Source organism: Micromonospora sp. NPDC003944, from assembly GCF_053605225.1.
The window spans coordinates 1-15,238 of record NZ_JBSGIV010000105.1 but is presented as its reverse complement, the minus strand read 5'-3'; the positions used below and the strand labels follow the sequence as shown (position 1 = coordinate 15,238).

General features: G+C 69.5%; 14 protein-coding genes. 4 read left to right on the top strand and 10 right to left on the bottom strand.

Going from position 1 to position 15,238, the window contains the following annotated elements:
• Positions 1 to 368: 368 nt before the first annotated feature.
• On the bottom strand, positions 369 to 1,208 hold the full coding sequence (locus ACWER9_RS30465; RefSeq protein WP_452305089.1) for a GNAT family N-acetyltransferase: 840 nt from the start codon (positions 1,206 to 1,208) through the stop codon (positions 369 to 371).
• A 353-nt stretch (positions 1,209 to 1,561) separates the two neighbouring features.
• On the opposite strand from ACWER9_RS30465, the gene ACWER9_RS30460 reads away from it, so the two are divergent.
• Positions 1,562 to 2,149 carry a PadR family transcriptional regulator gene (locus ACWER9_RS30460; RefSeq protein WP_452305088.1) on the top strand — a complete coding sequence of 196 codons (588 nt, stop codon included), beginning with the start codon at positions 1,562 to 1,564 and terminating at the stop codon, positions 2,147 to 2,149.
• Between the two features lie 252 nt (positions 2,150 to 2,401).
• Here ACWER9_RS30460 and ispG read toward each other — a convergent pair whose 3' ends face one another.
• The 7 genes from ispG to ACWER9_RS30425 form a co-directional block, all read right to left on the bottom strand.
• Positions 2,402 to 3,574 (bottom strand): flavodoxin-dependent (E)-4-hydroxy-3-methylbut-2-enyl-diphosphate synthase, encoded by a 1,173-nt coding sequence (gene ispG / locus ACWER9_RS30455; RefSeq protein ID WP_088991003.1) that lies wholly within the window; start codon positions 3,572 to 3,574, stop codon positions 2,402 to 2,404.
• A 9-nt stretch (positions 3,575 to 3,583) separates the two neighbouring features.
• Complete coding sequence (locus ACWER9_RS30450; RefSeq protein WP_452305087.1) at positions 3,584 to 4,834, bottom strand: M50 family metallopeptidase; 1,251 nt, start codon at positions 4,832 to 4,834, stop codon at positions 3,584 to 3,586.
• Complete coding sequence (gene dxr, locus ACWER9_RS30445; protein WP_452305086.1) at positions 4,834 to 6,045, bottom strand: 1-deoxy-D-xylulose-5-phosphate reductoisomerase; 1,212 nt, start codon at positions 6,043 to 6,045, stop codon at positions 4,834 to 4,836. The genes ACWER9_RS30450 and dxr overlap by 1 nt, the downstream gene beginning before the upstream one ends.
• Before the next feature lie 164 nt (positions 6,046 to 6,209).
• Complete coding sequence (locus tag ACWER9_RS30440) at positions 6,210 to 6,854, bottom strand: Uma2 family endonuclease (RefSeq protein WP_452305085.1); 645 nt, start codon at positions 6,852 to 6,854, stop codon at positions 6,210 to 6,212.
• A gap of 148 nt (positions 6,855 to 7,002) precedes the next feature.
• A complete protein-coding gene (locus ACWER9_RS30435; RefSeq protein ID WP_452305084.1) occupies positions 7,003 to 7,458 on the bottom strand; it encodes a hypothetical protein in 456 nt (151 codons plus the stop codon).
• Positions 7,459 to 7,497: 39 nt separating this feature from the next.
• On the bottom strand, positions 7,498 to 7,689 hold the full coding sequence (locus ACWER9_RS30430) for a DUF397 domain-containing protein (RefSeq protein ID WP_452305083.1): 192 nt from the start codon (positions 7,687 to 7,689) through the stop codon (positions 7,498 to 7,500).
• Entirely contained in the window at positions 7,679 to 8,560 is an 882-nt protein-coding gene (locus tag ACWER9_RS30425; protein WP_452305082.1) for a helix-turn-helix domain-containing protein, read from the bottom strand. The genes ACWER9_RS30430 and ACWER9_RS30425 overlap by 11 nt, the downstream gene beginning before the upstream one ends.
• 133 nt (positions 8,561 to 8,693) lie before the next feature.
• On the opposite strand from ACWER9_RS30425, the gene ACWER9_RS30420 reads away from it, so the two are divergent.
• Positions 8,694 to 8,948 carry a hypothetical protein gene (locus tag ACWER9_RS30420; RefSeq protein ID WP_452305081.1) on the top strand — a complete coding sequence of 85 codons (255 nt, stop codon included), beginning with the start codon at positions 8,694 to 8,696 and terminating at the stop codon, positions 8,946 to 8,948.
• Positions 8,945 to 9,361, top strand: coding sequence for a hypothetical protein (locus tag ACWER9_RS30415; protein ID WP_452305080.1), 417 nt, complete (start codon positions 8,945 to 8,947; stop codon positions 9,359 to 9,361). Before ACWER9_RS30420 ends, ACWER9_RS30415 begins: the two co-directional genes overlap by 4 nt.
• Here ACWER9_RS30415 and ACWER9_RS30410 read toward each other — a convergent pair.
• Positions 9,358 to 13,329, bottom strand: a complete 3,972-nt coding sequence (locus tag ACWER9_RS30410) for a CARDB domain-containing protein (protein WP_452305079.1) — start codon at positions 13,327 to 13,329, stop codon at positions 9,358 to 9,360. The genes ACWER9_RS30415 and ACWER9_RS30410 overlap by 4 nt on opposite strands.
• Positions 13,330 to 13,776: 447 nt before the next feature.
• Positions 13,777 to 14,328, bottom strand: a complete 552-nt coding sequence (locus tag ACWER9_RS30405) for a GNAT family N-acetyltransferase (protein ID WP_452305078.1) — start codon at positions 14,326 to 14,328, stop codon at positions 13,777 to 13,779.
• 51 nt (positions 14,329 to 14,379) lie between these two features.
• Here ACWER9_RS30405 and ACWER9_RS30400 point away from each other — a divergent pair.
• Positions 14,380 to 15,238: YhjD/YihY/BrkB family envelope integrity protein (locus ACWER9_RS30400; protein ID WP_452305077.1), on the top strand; the 859-nt coding region annotated here is incomplete at its 3' end.

Below are 15,238 nucleotides of genomic sequence, written 5' to 3'. Positions count from 1 at the left end.
GCGTTCCTGAAGGGTCTGAAGCAGGTCGACGGGTGGCAGGACATGCCGCTGACCGACGCCGCGCAGACCGTGCAGGTGTCGGCGTACCCGGACGCCTACGCCCAGTGGGAGCAGCAGGCCACCGACCTGGTTGCCCAGCACTGGAACAGCTGACCCCCAGCACCGCACGCACGACCGCACAGCAAGACCACCGCACAGCAAGACCACCGCACAACACCGACCGCTGGCCGGCACCCCGCACCCCGGGGATGCCGGCCAGCGGCCTTTCCACACTCCGCACCCGCAGATCTTGGACACTTACCGTCCGCCCAGAACGGAAACTGTCCAAGATCTCGCCGGGACGCACCGCCGGCAAGCAACCGCGGTGGTCAGAAGAGGACGGTGGCCAGGGTGCCGATCGGTCGGAAGCCGCACCGCTCGTAGACGCGGCGGGCCGGGAGGTTGAAGTCGTTGACGTACAGGCTGACGGTGGGGGCGACCCGCACCAGCGCGTCGCGGACCACGGCTGCCATGGCGGCGGTGGCGATCCCCCGGCCTCGCCACTCGGGTGCCACCCAGACGCCCTGGATCTGCGCTGTGCGCTTGGTGACCACGGCCAGTTCGGCCTTGAAGACGACCTTGCCGTCGATGATGCGGGCGTACGCGCGCCCGGTCCGGACCAGGTCGTTGACTCGCCGACGGTAGCTACGGCCGCCGTCCTCGGCCAGCGGGGAGACGCCTACCTCTTCGCTGTACATGGCGACCGCCGCCGGGAAGAGCTTGTCGACTTCGCCGGAGCGCACCTGGCGTACCTCCGGATCGGCAGGTACGGGTGGCAGGGTGTCGGTGACCAGCAGTGGCTGATTGGGGCGGACGTCTCGCGCTGGCCCCCAGGTGTCGGAGAGCCGGTCCCACAGCCCGAGGACGGCATCGGCTCGGCCGACGATCGAAGAGCAGAGCCGTTCCTCGCCAGCGAGCAGGTCGGCGAAGGCGGCCACCGCCGCGTCACTGGCCAGCACCGGAGTGAGGTTGCCGCCGAGCCAGCAGAGTGATTCGAGGTTGCGGCGGGCCCCGTACCCCAGGATTCTGCCCTCGGCCCGCCACCAGGAGAGTCCGCGCGCGGCGATGCGCTCGGCGACCTGCGCGCCCGCGAACGGGTCATGGTCGAGCAGTCGCTCGACCGCGCGGCGCTCCGATTCCCCCAGTTGGCGTACCGGCACCGTCAGCACGACTATCAGCCTGCCAGATCAGCCCCCCGCTTCGCCGGTCGAGTGACAAGGCCGGCATCGGTTGCGCGGGGCCGGGTCCGCCCGGCCCGCCGGACGACCGGGGCAGCAGGGCTCCGAGCAGGAGAAACAGGGCACCGAGTACGAGTCGGCCCGGACCGAGCGCGAGGGTGTGCAGCGCCGCCGGCGGGCGAAGAGTACGCGGGCGCCGCACGTGCCGCCGATCGAGCGGGTGTGGCGATCACCCTGGCGACGAGCCCCAGGATGCCGAGGGTGAGGTGAATCGAGGTTGTCGGCGATGCATTGGCGATATATCGTTGATGCATCAGCGATAGTCCTACGAGAGGAAGAACCCGATGAGGTTCCACCGACAGCACCACCCGATGCACGAAGCCCGGATGCGGGGGTTCGGCTTCCCGCCGGTCCCGCCCGGCCCGCACGGTCATGGCCACGAACACGGCGGCCCCTGGGGCGGCCGGGGCCGTGGGCGGGGTCGGGGCCGACGCCCCAACGTCCGAGCCTCCGTGTTGGCCCTGCTCACCGAGCGCCCGATGCACGGCTACGAGATGATCCAGGAGATCGACTCCCGCACCGGCGGTGCGTGGCGGCCGAGCCCGGGCTCGATCTACCCCACCCTCCAACTGTTGGAGGACGAGGGCGTCATCATCGCCAGCACCGAGGAGTCCGGGGGCGGGCGCAAGCGGTTCACGGTCACCGAGGCCGGCCAGGCGGAGGCCACCGAGGCCGCGCAGACCCCGCCGTGGGCGGACGTCGCCCAGGGCACGGTGAGCAGTTGGCACGACATCCGTGATTCCGGCGCGCAGGCGATGAACGCGCTGCGCCAGGTGATGACGCACGGCACCGACGACCAGCGCGAGCGGGCCGCCCAGGTGCTCGACGAGACCCGACGCAAGCTGTACGCGATCCTCGCCGAATCCGAGTGACGCCAGACCGCACCACGCCATGCCACGGCGCGGCGCGGCACGGCAGCACGGCACCGCACGGCACCGCACGGCAGCACGGCAGCACGGCAGCACGGCAGCACGGCAGCACGGCAGCACGGCAGCACGGCACCGCACGGCACCGCACGGCAGTACGGCACCGCCACGGCAGCGCACCAGCAAGACGCACGATCAGCACAGACGCAATGCGGCCGTTCCCCGCACGGGGAACGGCCGCATCGTCCAGCTGGGAGATCAGTGCACGGTGACCGTCGGGCCGGTGACCAGCCCGCGCAGCTCCTCGGGAAGCTCGGCACCCATCTCGTCGGCGATCCGCAGCGCCTCCTCGATCAGGGTCTCCACGATCTGCGCCTCGGGCACCGTCTTGACGACCTGCCCCTTGACGAAGATCTGGCCCTTGCCGTTGCCGGAGGCGACGCCGAGGTCGGCTTCCCGGGCCTCGCCCGGCCCGTTGACCACGCAGCCCATGACGGCGACCCGCAGCGGCACCGGCAGTCCTTCCAGGCCGGCGGTGACCTCCTCGGCGAGCTTGTAGACGTCGACCTGGGCCCGACCGCAGGACGGGCAGGAGACGATCTCCAGGCCGCGTTCGCGCAGACCGAGGGACTCGAGGATCTGGTTGCCGACCTTGATCTCCTCGACCGGCGGGGCGGACAGCGACACCCGGATCGTGTCGCCGATCCCCTCGGCGAGCAGCGCGCCGAAGGCGACCGCCGACTTGATGGTGCCCTGGAACGCCGGCCCGGCCTCGGTGACGCCGAGGTGCAGCGGGTAGTCGCACTGCTCGGCGAGCTGCCGGTACGCCCGGATCATCACGACCGGGTCGTTGTGCTTGACCGAGATCTTGATGTCCCGGAAGCCGTGCTCCTCGAACAGCGAGCACTCCCACAGCGCCGACTCGACGAGCGCCTCGGCGGTGGCCTTGCCGTACTTGGACAGCAGTCGCTTGTCCAGCGAGCCGGCGTTGACGCCGATCCGGATCGGCACCCCCGCGTCCCCGGCGGCACGAGCGATCTCCTTGACCTTGTCGTCGAACTGGCGGATGTTGCCCGGGTTGACCCGGACCGCCGCGCAGCCGGCGTCGATCGCCGCGAAGACGTACTTGGGCTGGAAGTGGATGTCGGCGATCACCGGGATCTGCGACTTCTTGGCGATCGCGGGCAGCGCCTCCACGTCGTCCTGGGACGGCACCGCCACCCGGACGATCTGGCAGCCGGACGCGGTCAGCTCGGCGATCTGCTGGAGGGTCGCGTTGATGTCGGAGGTGAGGGTCGTGGTCATCGACTGCACCGACACCGGCGCACCACCACCGACCGGCACCGAGCCGACCATGATCTGGCGGCTGGCCCGACGGGGGGCGAGCGGCGGGGGCGGGACGGCGGGCATACCGAGACTGATAGCTGTCACTTCAGGCACTCACCTTGAGAAGAGGGTGATGGGGTTGACGACGTCCGCGGCGATTGTCAGCAGCGTGAACGCGCCACCGATCAGGATCACCGCGTACGTGAAGGGCATCAGTTTGAGGTAGTCCACCCGGCCGGGGTCGGCCCGGCCGATCCGCGCGTAGACCCAGGAGCGTGCGCGTTCGAACCAGGCGACGGCGATGTGGCCGCCGTCCACCGGGAGCAGCGGCAGCAGGTTGAACACGCCGATGAAGAAGTTCAGCGACACGAAGAGCATGAAGAAGACCAGCCAGGCGTTGTTCTCGACAGCCTCGCCGCCGAGTCGGCTGGCACCGACCACGCTGATCGGGGTGTCGATGTCGCGCTCGCCGCCGGTGAGGGCGGTCCACAGGGCGGGCACCTTCTGCGGGAGTCGCTGGAGCGCCTGGACGGTGCCGACAGCCAGTTCACCGGTGAAGTCGGCGGTGGCGCCGAAGGCGCCGATCGGGCCGTACGTCACCCGGGTTGGCGTGCTGGGGACGAGCCCGACGCCGAGCGCGGCCACGGGCGCGGCGGCGCCGGTCGGGTTGTCCAGCGGCGGACGCTGCGTCTGCGCGAGCACCGTGCTTGCGGTGGCCGGCTGCCCGTCGCGGACGTACGCGATCTGCGCGGTGTCGCCCGGCTTGAGGTTGCGCAGCGTGGTGAGCAGGTCGCCGTAGGAGGTGATCGGGGTGCCGTTGATCGAGGTGATCCGGTCGCCGTTCTGCAACTGCGCCTGGGCGGCCGGGCTGGCCGCATCCCCCGGGGCGCAGGCGCGCACCGAGTTCTCCGCGACCACGCAGTCACTGAGCCGGATGACGGCCGGCTCCTGGCGGGCCTGCGCGTCGGTGGTCGGGAAGTCGGGGTTGGGCAGGCCCGCGGAGACAGCCAGGATCCAGATCGTGACCAGGGCGAGGGCGAAGTGCGTGATCGAGCCGGCGGCCATCACGATCGTCCGCTTCCAGACCGGGTAGCGCCACATCACCCGCGACTCGTCGCCCGGCTCGACGTCGTCGTCCTGCGGGGTCATTCCAACGATCTTGCAGAAGCCGCCGAGCGGGATGCCCTTGAGGCCGTACTCGGTCTCACCCCGCTTGAACGACCAGATCGTGGGGCCGAAGCCGACGAAGTACTTGGTGACCTTCATCCCGAACGCCTTGGCGGTCAGCAGGTGACCCGCCTCGTGCAGGCTCACCGAGATGAGAATGGCCAGGGCGAAGAGGACCACCCCGAGCAGGTACGACATCAAGCTCCTTCCACCGAACCCGCGATGATCTCCTGCGCGTGCGCGCGCGCCCACGACTCAGCCGCGAGCACGTCCTCGACGGTACCCGGTTCGCCGAAGTCCGGAGCCTCCTCCAACACGCGTTCGAGGGTGTCGACGATGCCGAGGAACGGCAGCCGGCCCGCCACGAACGCCTCGACACACTCCTCGTTCGCCGCGTTGTAGATCGCCGGGCGGCTCCGACCGGCCTCCCCGGCGGCCTTGGCAAGCGCCACTGCCGGGAACGCCTCGTCGTCGAGCGGCGTGAACTCCCAGGTGTGCGCGGCCGTCCAGTCGACAGCCGTCGCCGCCTCGGGGACCCGGTCCGGCCAGCCCATGCCCAGCGCGATCGGCAGCCGCATGTCCGGAGGGCTGGCCTGGGCGATCGTCGACCCGTCGACGAACTCGACCATCGAGTGGATCACCGACTGCGGGTGCACCATCACGGCGATGTCGGCGTAGGGCACGTCGAACAGCTCGTGCGCCTCGATCACCTCGAGCGCCTTGTTGACCATGGTCGCCGAGTTGATCGTGACGACCGGCCCCATGTTCCAGGTCGGGTGCGCGAGCGCCTGCTCGGGTGTGACCTGCGTCAACTCGTCACGCCGTCGACCCCGGAACGGGCCGCCGCTGGCCGTGACGATCAGCCGCCGCACCTCACCGCGCGACCCCGAGCGCAGGCACTGGGCCAGCGCCGAGTGCTCCGAGTCGACAGGCACGATCTGCCCCGGCCGCGTCACCGCGGCCTTGACCAGCGGGCCGCCGGCCACGAGCGACTCCTTGTTGGCAAGCGCGAGGGTACGACCACCACGCAGCGCGGCCAGCGTAGGAGCGAGGCCCAGCGAGCCGACCACCCCGTTGAGCACGATGTCGCACGGCCACTGGGCCAGCTCGGTCATGGCGTCCGGGCCGGCCACGATCTTGGGAAGCTTGAAGTCGCCGGTGGCCCACCCGCGCCGGCTCGCCTCCGCGTAGAACGCGAGCTGGAGATCCTGTGCGGCGGAAGCCCTGGCCACCCCGACCGCCTCGACGCCGAGTTCGAGGGCCTGCGCGGCGAGCAGCTCGACGTTGCCGCCGCCGGCACCCACGGCCACCACCCGGAACCGGTCCGGGTTACGCCTGACGATGTCGATGGCTTGCGTACCGATCGAACCGGTGGACCCGAGCAGAACAAGATCGCGGGGGGAAGTCACGCGGCCATTCTCCCCCACCCCCGCTGCACGCCCGCTGGGAGCCTCAGCCCTCCCCCCGCGCGGCCCCCGGCCATGATCGACTCGGGTTCAAGGATGTCGGGGCATGCCCGCTACCCGGACGACCCGCCTTCAAGGAAACCGAGTCGATCACGGGCTTGTAGGCGTCACCTGTCCGCGCCCGACTGGTCGGGTGCCGCCTCCTCGCCGAGCAGGTCCGCCGGGTCGATCGAGAACTCGAACGGCTCCCGCATGACGAAACGCGTCCCGGCCGCAGCGGCGGCCACCGGCCGGTACTCGCCCTCGGTCAGCTCGTACAACGCGATGGTGGGCACTCGATTACGCAGGTCGACGCGCAGGAAGAACGGCACGCCGACGGCGGCGTACTCACGCGGGCGGTCGATGATGTCCTTGCGCCGGCTTCCGGGAGAGACGATCTCCCCGAGGAGCACGGCGTGGTCGATGTCCATGGTCGTTCGACCGCCGCCCGGAGCGTCGAGGATGACGATGTCCGGGATGAACAGGTCCTGGCCCGAGACGATGTTCGTCTCAAGGTAAAGCCACAGCTTGGCCCGGCGGGCTGCCTGCTTGAGGTGGAACGCGAGGTCCAACTCCGCGTCCTGATGGTCGTACCCGGCATGTGGTGTCACGATCACGCTTCCGCTCAGGACCTCAACCTTGGGGCCGTTGGTCTCCGGCAACAGGTCGAGGGCGAGCTGCGCGGTCCACGGCTCGTCGTGCCACCGCAGCACGTCGAACGACGGCTCGGTGTGCTGCGGCGCCGGCTCCGGCGCGAACGCTGCCTGGGCCATCCGGGCTCACCCCCTCAGCGGACCATCCTGCTCAGGTCAGCCTAGCCACCGCAGCCCCAGATGTGCGTCATCGCACACCCGGTCCGGCTTCCCGAGATGACCGCGTCGCGGCCTCCTCGCGCGGCGTGCAGATCTTGGACAGTTTCCGTCAAGACCGAACGGAAAGTTCCCAAGATCTGCCGGCACGCGCTGCGCTCCTTCTGGTGTGGTACCGCACGACGGCCAGCCAGACCGCCACGCCGATGCAGAGGACGGCCAGCAGGGACAGCAGCACCAGGGCCGGGTTGACCCAGGCGGGCACCAGATCGTACGTGGCGTTGCATCGGTCGTGCAGGGGAAACCAGCGCGACGACTCGCGCCAGTGCACTGCGCGGTAGTCCCTGTCGTAGCTGACGCCGGCCTGCCGGCAGGACTCCTCCGAGCTCATGAAGGGACCCGCGAACGCCCCGAGGAACCAGGTGACAGCGGTGGCGACGATCGCGAGCCCGGCCGTCGCGAGGAACCAGCCGGGAGTCTTCCAGCGGCCGGTGAGCAGAGGTCGGATCCACAGCCAGAGCACGAACATGGGTACGGCGAGACAGAACCCGGTCGTGATGACGCCCATCCTGATCCGTCAGCCTTCCGCCCAGCGAGCCGGACCTGATCATTGCACGGGCTGGCTCACCGCCGTGAACTGTACGAACGCGGCCCAGGCCGAGGGGGTGAAGGTCAGCACGGGCCCCTGCCGGTCCTTGCTGTCGCGTACGCCGACGGTGTCGGCGAAGCCGGCCACCTCGACGCAGTCGCCCTCACCGCCGGACCGGGTCGACGTGCGCCAGACTCCGTCACGCACCATCGGTCATCTCCTTCGCTATGGCCGCGATCAACTCTCGGGACTCGTCGGCGCTCAGCGCCCGCTCACCGAGGGAGCGCCACGCGTCCTCGTAGATCTCGATCTCGTGGGTCTTGTCAAGGTAGACCGCGCCGCACGGCCCGTCCATGTAGATCGTCGTCGGCTCCGGCTCCCGCACGTCGGACGGGAAGTCGAGCATGGTGAAGGTGCCGGCCTGCGCCCAACGGACCAGGCCCGCGGCGAACGGCAACACCCGGATGCCGATGTTGTGCTGCCGCGACGAGACCAGCAGCGACTCCAGTTGCCGGGCCATCGCCACCCGATCGCGCAGCGGGCGGCGCAGCACCGCCTCGCTCAGGATGACGTCGAGGCGCGGAGCGCGCGGTATCGCCCGAGCCAGCAGCCGTTGGCGGCGAAGCCGTACCTCGACCTTCGCCTGACGCTCCGACCCGCCCATCTGCGGGTGGTCGGTGGCGATCACCTCGGTCATGTACTCGACCGTCTGCAACAGGCCGGGCACCAGGTCGACCTCATACTTGCGGATGCGGGTGGCGGCGGCTTCCAGGCCGACGTACAGCTTGAACCAGTCCTTGATCGCCTCGCCGTAGCTGTGCCACCAGCCGTGCGCCTTGGTCTCGCGGGCCAGCGCCCGCATCGTCTCGATCGTCTCCGGGGACGCGCCGTAGACGCGGCACATCGCCGCCACGTCGTTCGGGTGCATGGAGACCTGGCCGGTCTCGTAGCGCCAGATCCGAGGTGCCGACCATTCCAACTCCTTGGCCGCTGCGGTAACTGTCACGTACGCGTCTTCGCGAAGCTCTCTCAGATATCTGCCGAGCTGCCTGCGCGGAACTGTGCTGCCGGCATCGTCCACGTCATCTCCCTGGCTGTCGTCGCGTAAGACACCTCATCCCTTGGTTCGCATTCTGCTCCGAAAGATTGCGCCAGACCAGCACTGGAATGACCATCGTGGATGACAGCGGAATGATCGCATTGGACGGAGAGCCATGGAGAAAAGTGACGACGCCCCCGACGATCTGCCGATGCCGCCCTACGTGACCGCAGAGGACGTCGTGTTCGCGCTGCGGGCGGTCACCGTGCACACCCCCGAGCAGCGGCCCGACGGTCAGCGGTGCCGCAAGGACGCGGCTCCGCACCCGTGCCGGCTGCACCGCTGGGGCCGTAGGGTCCTGGGAGAGCGCGGCCTGACCGACGAGCAGGTCCGGACCCTCCTCGCTGGAGGGACGGTCGCGCTGCGATGAGCTACCCGACGGAGGATCGCCTACCAGTGCAGGTGGCCGGGCCCGCACTACGCGCGAATCATCCTGCGGGGAGCAAGCCACCGTCACCAGCGGAACGGGCCGCGCAGCAGTGGATCATCCACTTGCCGACCACGCTGACCAGCCTCGACGAGGTCACCGCCCTGGCCGTGGCACTGCGCGACTCGCTCGGTCACGTCACCGTCGTCGACTTCGGGGAGACCACGCTCAGCGAGGAGGACGCGCAGTTTCTGCGTACCCGAGTGTTCTGTAACGCCCGGCTCGGCGATGCCGGCCGTTGCCGGCGGCCCGACGCCCACGACGGCCCCTGCGCTGCGGCGATCGACTCAGCTTCACGGAAATCGGGGTGTCCGCAGTCCGCGGACACCCCGATTTTACGGAAACCGGCGGGTTAGCCGCCGTTGATGACGAACTGCGAGCCCGGCTGGATGACGATGTTGCCGTCGGCCGAGTTGGTGATTGTCACGTTCGTCAGGTTGGCGTTACCGCGCGCGCCGCTCATCGCGAGGATGCCGGCACCGTTGACCGACTTGTCGATCCGCACGTTGGTGATGGCGACGTTCGGCATGTTGCCGCCGCCGTTCTTGAACTGGATGCCGTCGTACGTCGAATCGATGATGTCGGTGTCGCGGATGGTGACCCCGACGATGTCCCGAGTGGCCGGGAAGAGGGTGATGGCACCGAACTCCTGGTCCTCGTTCCAGAAGGCGCCGCCGGTGCGGTAGAGCCCGTTGTTGGCGATCAGCGTCGTGCCGGAGAACGGCAACGGGTCGTGGTCGGTCGCCAGCATGATGCCCGGGTAGTTGGCGGTGTCGTAGATCAGGTTGTTCTCGATGGAGTTGTCGTAACCGCCGTAGATGGCGATGCCGTTGGCCCGCCAGGGCAGCTGGATGGTGTTGTTCACGAAGTGGTTGTCGTGGGCGATGTCGACGCTGCGATCCTTGACGTACGGGTTGGCCCAGACCGCGAGCGCGTCGTCGCCGGTGGTGCGGAACGACGAGTTGAACACCCGCGAGTTGCGCGTGCCGTTGCTGAAGTTGATGCCGTCGGCGTACGTGTTGCGGATCCGCATGCCGCTGAAGTCCAGCCCGTCGGCCGGGCCCCACAGGTCGGGGATGTTGTCGTAGTCGCGACCGACCCAGACACCCACGTTGGCGTGCTCGATCCAGACGTTGCTGATCTTCGTGCCGGTGCCGAAGCGACCGTTCAGACCGACGCCACCCTCGGCGTTGCCGTCACCGCCCCGGATCCGACCGGAGCCGAAGATGGCGATGTCGGAGATCTGGGTGTTCTTGTCGATGTCGAAGCCGAAGTTGCCCTCGTGCGGGTGGTTGATGCCGCCCACCACGTTCTGCGGCTCGGTGAGCGTGTAGAGCTGCGAGTGCCACATGCCGGCGCCCCGGATCGTGACGTTGCTAATGCCGACCTGGTTGTGCGTGCCCCGGTTCAGCGGGTCGTCGGTCAGGATCTTCTGCTCCTGCCGCCACTGCCCGGCGGGGATCCAGACGCAGCTGATGACGCCGTTCTGGTCGTCGGTCACCGCCCGCTGGATCGCGGCGGTGTCGTCGAGCCCGTCGTTCGGGACCGCACCGTACGACGTGATCGAGGTGCAGCCGGCCGGCTGGCTCGCCGGGGGTGCCACCTGCTCCAGGTCGATCATGTCGATGACGTAGAAGGAGGCGGTGTCACCAGAGTCGCGCTGCAACTTGAACCGGGTGCCGGCCGGGTACGACTGCGCCAGCAGCGCGTTCGACTCGTCGAAGAGCCGTCGGGCGTCGGCCTGCGGGGTGTTGGTCAGCGCCTCCGGCCCGTCGGTGTTGCCGTAGAGCCAGCTGTGCTTCGACGACAGCGTCAACTTCCGGGAGAAGACGTCGTTGACGTAGAGGCTGATGGTCGCCTCGATGCCGCCGCCACCCGGCGCGTCCGGGATGGAGTTGCGCACCACGATGGAGTTGGCCTGGTTGGCCGAGGTGAACTCGACGAACTGGCCGGTGCCGGTGAGCCGGACCGACTTGCGGCCCGAGGACTCGCTTGCGAAGTTGGTGTGCCCGAACGTCCGCAGCGGGTCGGCCTCCAGCAGCGTGCCCGAGTAACGACCGGCCTCCGCCTCGTACGAGACGTACGGGACGGCGGCCCCGCGACCGACCACGATCGACTGGCTGAACGCGTTGTTCGTCTCGTTGGTCTCGGCGACCACGTTCGTGGCGTCGGCGGTGGCGGTGAGGGTGGCGCCGCCGCTGGTGGCGGTCCAACTACCACTGACGGCCACGGTGACAGTCGCGCCGGCCGCGATCGAGGCGGTGTTGGTGTTGAGCGTGGTGCTGCCGGCGACCAGCCGGGTGACGGTTGTCGTGCCGGTCGCGGTGGTGCCCCGGTTGCGGACCGCCACGGTGAAGGTGACGGACGCCCCGACGGCCGGGTTCGGCGGGTTCGAGGCGATGCTGAGCACCTGGAGGTCGGGGCCCGGGGCCTGCGCCACCACCAGCGGCGACGCCGCGGTGAAGCTGTTGTTGCCGTTGTTCTGCTCGACGATCGTGTTCGCCGGGTCGACCACCGCCGAGACGGCGTAGCTGCCCATCGGCCGGGTGCCGGCGTTGAACGACACCGTGGTCGAAGCACCTGCGGCGAGCGCACCCACCGAGGCGCTGCCGACGACCGCGCCGGCCAGGCTGAAGTTCACTGTCGTGGCACCGGCGGACGCCGAGCCGATGTTCTGCACGACTGCCGACAGCGTCACCGCGGAGACCTCACTCGGCGACGAGGGCGACCACGTCACCGAGCTGACCACCAGGTCCGGGTTGGGCGCCGGGGTGCCGCACACCTCGAGCTCGGCCACCTGCCCGGAGGGGGCGCCGGTGTTGCCGGTGAACCGCAGCTGCACGTCCGCCGTGGTCGCGCTCACCGGGATGGTCACCACGTTGCTGCCCTGGACGAACTGGTAGGCCGCCGCCGACACCAGACTGGTGTACGTCGACGACGCCTGGTCGCGGCCGAGGACCTGGATGGTCTGGGTACGGGTGCCCCAGGCCGAGTCGGGGTTGAGCTTCACGGTGACACCGGAGATGGAGTGGTTCGCGCCGAGCGCGACGGTCAGGTTCTGCGGGTAGCTCGCCGCGCCCTCCCAGTAGGTGGAGAGCTGCCCGTCGTTCGCCTTGTCCGGGGTGAAGGTGAAGGTGGAGCCGCTCGCCGTCATGCTCTTACCCTGCGCCACGTTGGTGCAGGCGGGCGGGTTGCTGCCGGTCCGGGTGACGGTGTTGCTGTTGCCGGACAGGTTGCCGGCCCCGTCGCGGGCGCGGACGTAGTACGACACCGTCGCCGTCGCCGGCTGGGTGTCCTGGTAGGTCAGGACCGTCCCCAGCGTGGCGATCAGGCTGCCGCCCCGGTAGACGTTGTAACCGGCCAGCCCACTGCCACCCGAGTCGGTGGACGCCCCCCAGTTGAGCGTGATCGTGCTGCCCGACGTGCTCTGCGACAGCGTCCCCGGGGTGCTCGGCGCGGTGGTGTCACCGCTGCCGGTCCGGGTCACCGTGTTGCTGTTGCCGGAGACGTTGCCGGCCGCGTCGCGGGCCCGGACGTAGTACGACACCGTCGCGGTCGCCGGCTGCGTGTCGTTGAAGGTGGTCACGTTGCCGATGGACTGGAGGAACGCGCCGTTGCGGTAGACGTCGTAGCCGGCGACACCGCTGCCGCCCGCGTTGTCCGTCGACGCGACCCAGTTGAGGCTGATGGTGGTGCCCGACTGGGTGTACGAGAGGTTGCCCGGGGCGCTCGGCGCGGTGGTGTCCGGGGTGGTGCCCCCGCTGCCGTACACCTCCAGTTCGGAGAGCTGCCCCGCCGGCCAGCCGCTGTTGGCGGTGATGGTGATCCGGACGTAGCGGGTCGAGGTCGCGCTGAAGTTGATGGTGACGGTGCTGCCACTCGCCGGGTTGAAGGTGTACGTCTGCGACCCGACCAGATCGGTGAACGACGAACCGTTGGTGCTGCCCCGCACGCTCAACGTCTGCGTCCGGGTCCCCCAACCAGAGGTCGGCAGCTTGAGGACGACCTGGTTGACGCTCTGCGACGAGCCGAGGTCGACCTGCACCCACTGCGGGAACGCGTTGTTGACGCTCTCCCAGTAGCTGCCCGCGTTGCCGTCGACGACCTTCGACGAGTCGTAGACGTCGGCGTGGCCGCTCTCCTGGGTCGGACGGCCCTGCGCGAGGTTGGTGGCCGCCGCGGCGAAGCCGCTGCTCGGCGCGGCGGCCGGTTCGGCGGGGCGGGCGGCGGCGGCCGGGGTCGCGACGGCGGTCGCCCCGGCCGTGGCGATCAGCGCGGCGGCGGCCGTGGCCGCCACCATCCTGAACAGATTCGTTCGTCTCATCACTGTCCTTGTCGTCGGGGGACGGTTGCCGCGGTGGCGTGACCACGGGGTGGGGGTGCGGCGGTGCAGCGCCGGCCGACGTGAGCGGGCCGGTGTCGAGAGAGACGGGTGGTGCCGGGCGGCGCGGGGGCGCCGCTCGTCCTGGAAGAACTGTTGGGTACGACCATCAACGGACCTCCCCTGGAGGCCCGCTGAATCTTCCGGAGCAGTGCACAGAATCGTGCATGTGTTTGTCGACTTCTTGCGCGACTTTGGCCAAAGGTTACTGACGTGCTACCGGAGCGTCAACACTTCGACCACCGTGACTATTGACGGTCTTGTCTGCCCTGGCACCAGACGCCCGTCCCCACCTGCGCAGAATTTCGGGGAAGGTACGACCTCCCGACGACTGGAGGCCACACCTTCCCCGAAGCTGTGCGGATCTTGCGTCAGGTCGTGCGGGAACGATCAGGCATCTGGTGCCGCCAGCACGAAGGTCTCCAGCAACTCCCCGCCGTACCAGTCGGTGCGTCGACCCACGTGGACCATGCCCAGCCGCCGAGCGACAGCCATCGACGGCTCGTTGCCCGGCGACACCACCGCGTAGATCTCCCGGGTGCCGGTGGCGAACTCCCGGGCCAGCAGCGCGCGAGCGGCCTCGGTGGCATAGCCGTGACCCCACGAATCCGGGTGCAGGTGCCAACCCGTCTCGATGTCCTCGGTGCGTACCGCCTCATCGAGCCCCGGCAGCGGCTTGAGCAGCGCCGTGCCGACCACCTGACCGGTCTCCCGGACCTCGACCGCCCAGGTGCCATACCGACCCTTGTCGTTGGCGTGCCGCTCCTGCCAGATCCGCAGCCGCTCGACGGCCTGCGCCGGGTCGGTCATCGGCATACCCGGCGACACGGCAAGCCAACGGGTGATCTCCGGACGGGAGTAGATGTCGTAGATCCGGGCCAGGTCGGCCGGCTCGTCGGTCCAATCGCGCAGGATGAGGCGTTCGGTGGTGAGAACAGTCATGACCGGCGATCTTAAGGAGTGACGGCCGCGACGACAGGGAAGGAGGACCCGATGGGCAACGGTTGGCAGCGCACCAAACGGATCACCAGCGCCGCGTTCCGCCCGGTGCGCGGACGGGACCTGTCGCTGCACGCCGCCGCGATCACCTTCTACGGGGCGATCGCCGTGGTGCCCGTCGCCCTGCTGGCGATCTGGCTCACCGCACTCGTCGCCGGGGCCGATCGGGTCCGGCGGCTCACCTCGTACGCCGTGGAGGCCCTGCCCACCGCGATCGGCGCGCCCCGGGCGGTCGAGGCGCTGGTCGAGGCCGGGGTGGGGTTGACCCCGCTGCTGGCGTTGGCCTCCCTCCTGCCCGCCTCCCTGTACGGCGAGGGCCTGCGCCGGGCGTTCGTCTCGGTGGCCGCGCCCCGCACCGACGAGCACCTGGTCGGCTGGCGGGGCCGACTCCTGCTGCTGCCGCTGCTCGCGCCGGCCCCCGCGCTGCTGCTGTCCATCCTGCTGGCGCTCCCGCTCACCACCCGCCTCGTCCGCCAGGGCGGTTGGTGGGGTGTGCTCGGTGTGGTGCTGTCGTTCCTCGCGGTCTGGCTGGTGCTCACGCCGGTGCTGGTGTGGGTGTTCCGGGTCGTCGGGCCCGCCTCACCGGACTGGCTCTCCACCCTCGGGATGGGATCGTTCACGGCGGCGAACCTCTCCGGCTTCCTGCACGGCTTCGTGCTCTTCGCCTCGCTCCCCCTGGACCTCGGCGTGCCCTTCGGCGGCTTCGACGACATCGGCGCCGGCGTGGCCGTCCTCCTGTGGCTCTACCTGTTCCACGTGATCGTCCTGGCCGGCTACTCCGCCACCCTGGCCCTCTCCAACTGGCGCAGTGCCGGAGATCGACACCCAGGCATTGTGCTTCTGGTCCGAGAAG

Excerpts from the sequence above, each read along its gene's own strand:
- ACWER9_RS30460 (WP_452305088.1), top strand. The coding sequence starts at position 1,562 with ATGAGGTTCCACCGACAGCACCACCCGATGCACGAAGCCCGGATGCGG.
- ACWER9_RS30450 (WP_452305087.1), bottom strand. The coding sequence starts at position 4,834 with ATGTCGTACCTGCTCGGGGTGGTCCTCTTCGCCCTGGCCATTCTCATC.
- ACWER9_RS30440 (WP_452305085.1), bottom strand. The coding sequence starts at position 6,854 with ATGGCCCAGGCAGCGTTCGCGCCGGAGCCGGCGCCGCAGCACACCGAG.
- ACWER9_RS30435 (WP_452305084.1), bottom strand. The coding sequence starts at position 7,458 with ATGGGCGTCATCACGACCGGGTTCTGTCTCGCCGTACCCATGTTCGTG.
- ACWER9_RS30430 (WP_452305083.1), bottom strand. The coding sequence starts at position 7,689 with ATGGTGCGTGACGGAGTCTGGCGCACGTCGACCCGGTCCGGCGGTGAG.
- ACWER9_RS30420 (WP_452305081.1), top strand. The coding sequence starts at position 8,694 with ATGGAGAAAAGTGACGACGCCCCCGACGATCTGCCGATGCCGCCCTAC.
- ACWER9_RS30415 (WP_452305080.1), top strand. The coding sequence starts at position 8,945 with ATGAGCTACCCGACGGAGGATCGCCTACCAGTGCAGGTGGCCGGGCCC.
- ACWER9_RS30410 (WP_452305079.1), bottom strand. The coding sequence starts at position 13,329 with ATGAGACGAACGAATCTGTTCAGGATGGTGGCGGCCACGGCCGCCGCC.
- ACWER9_RS30405 (WP_452305078.1), bottom strand. The coding sequence starts at position 14,328 with ATGACTGTTCTCACCACCGAACGCCTCATCCTGCGCGATTGGACCGAC.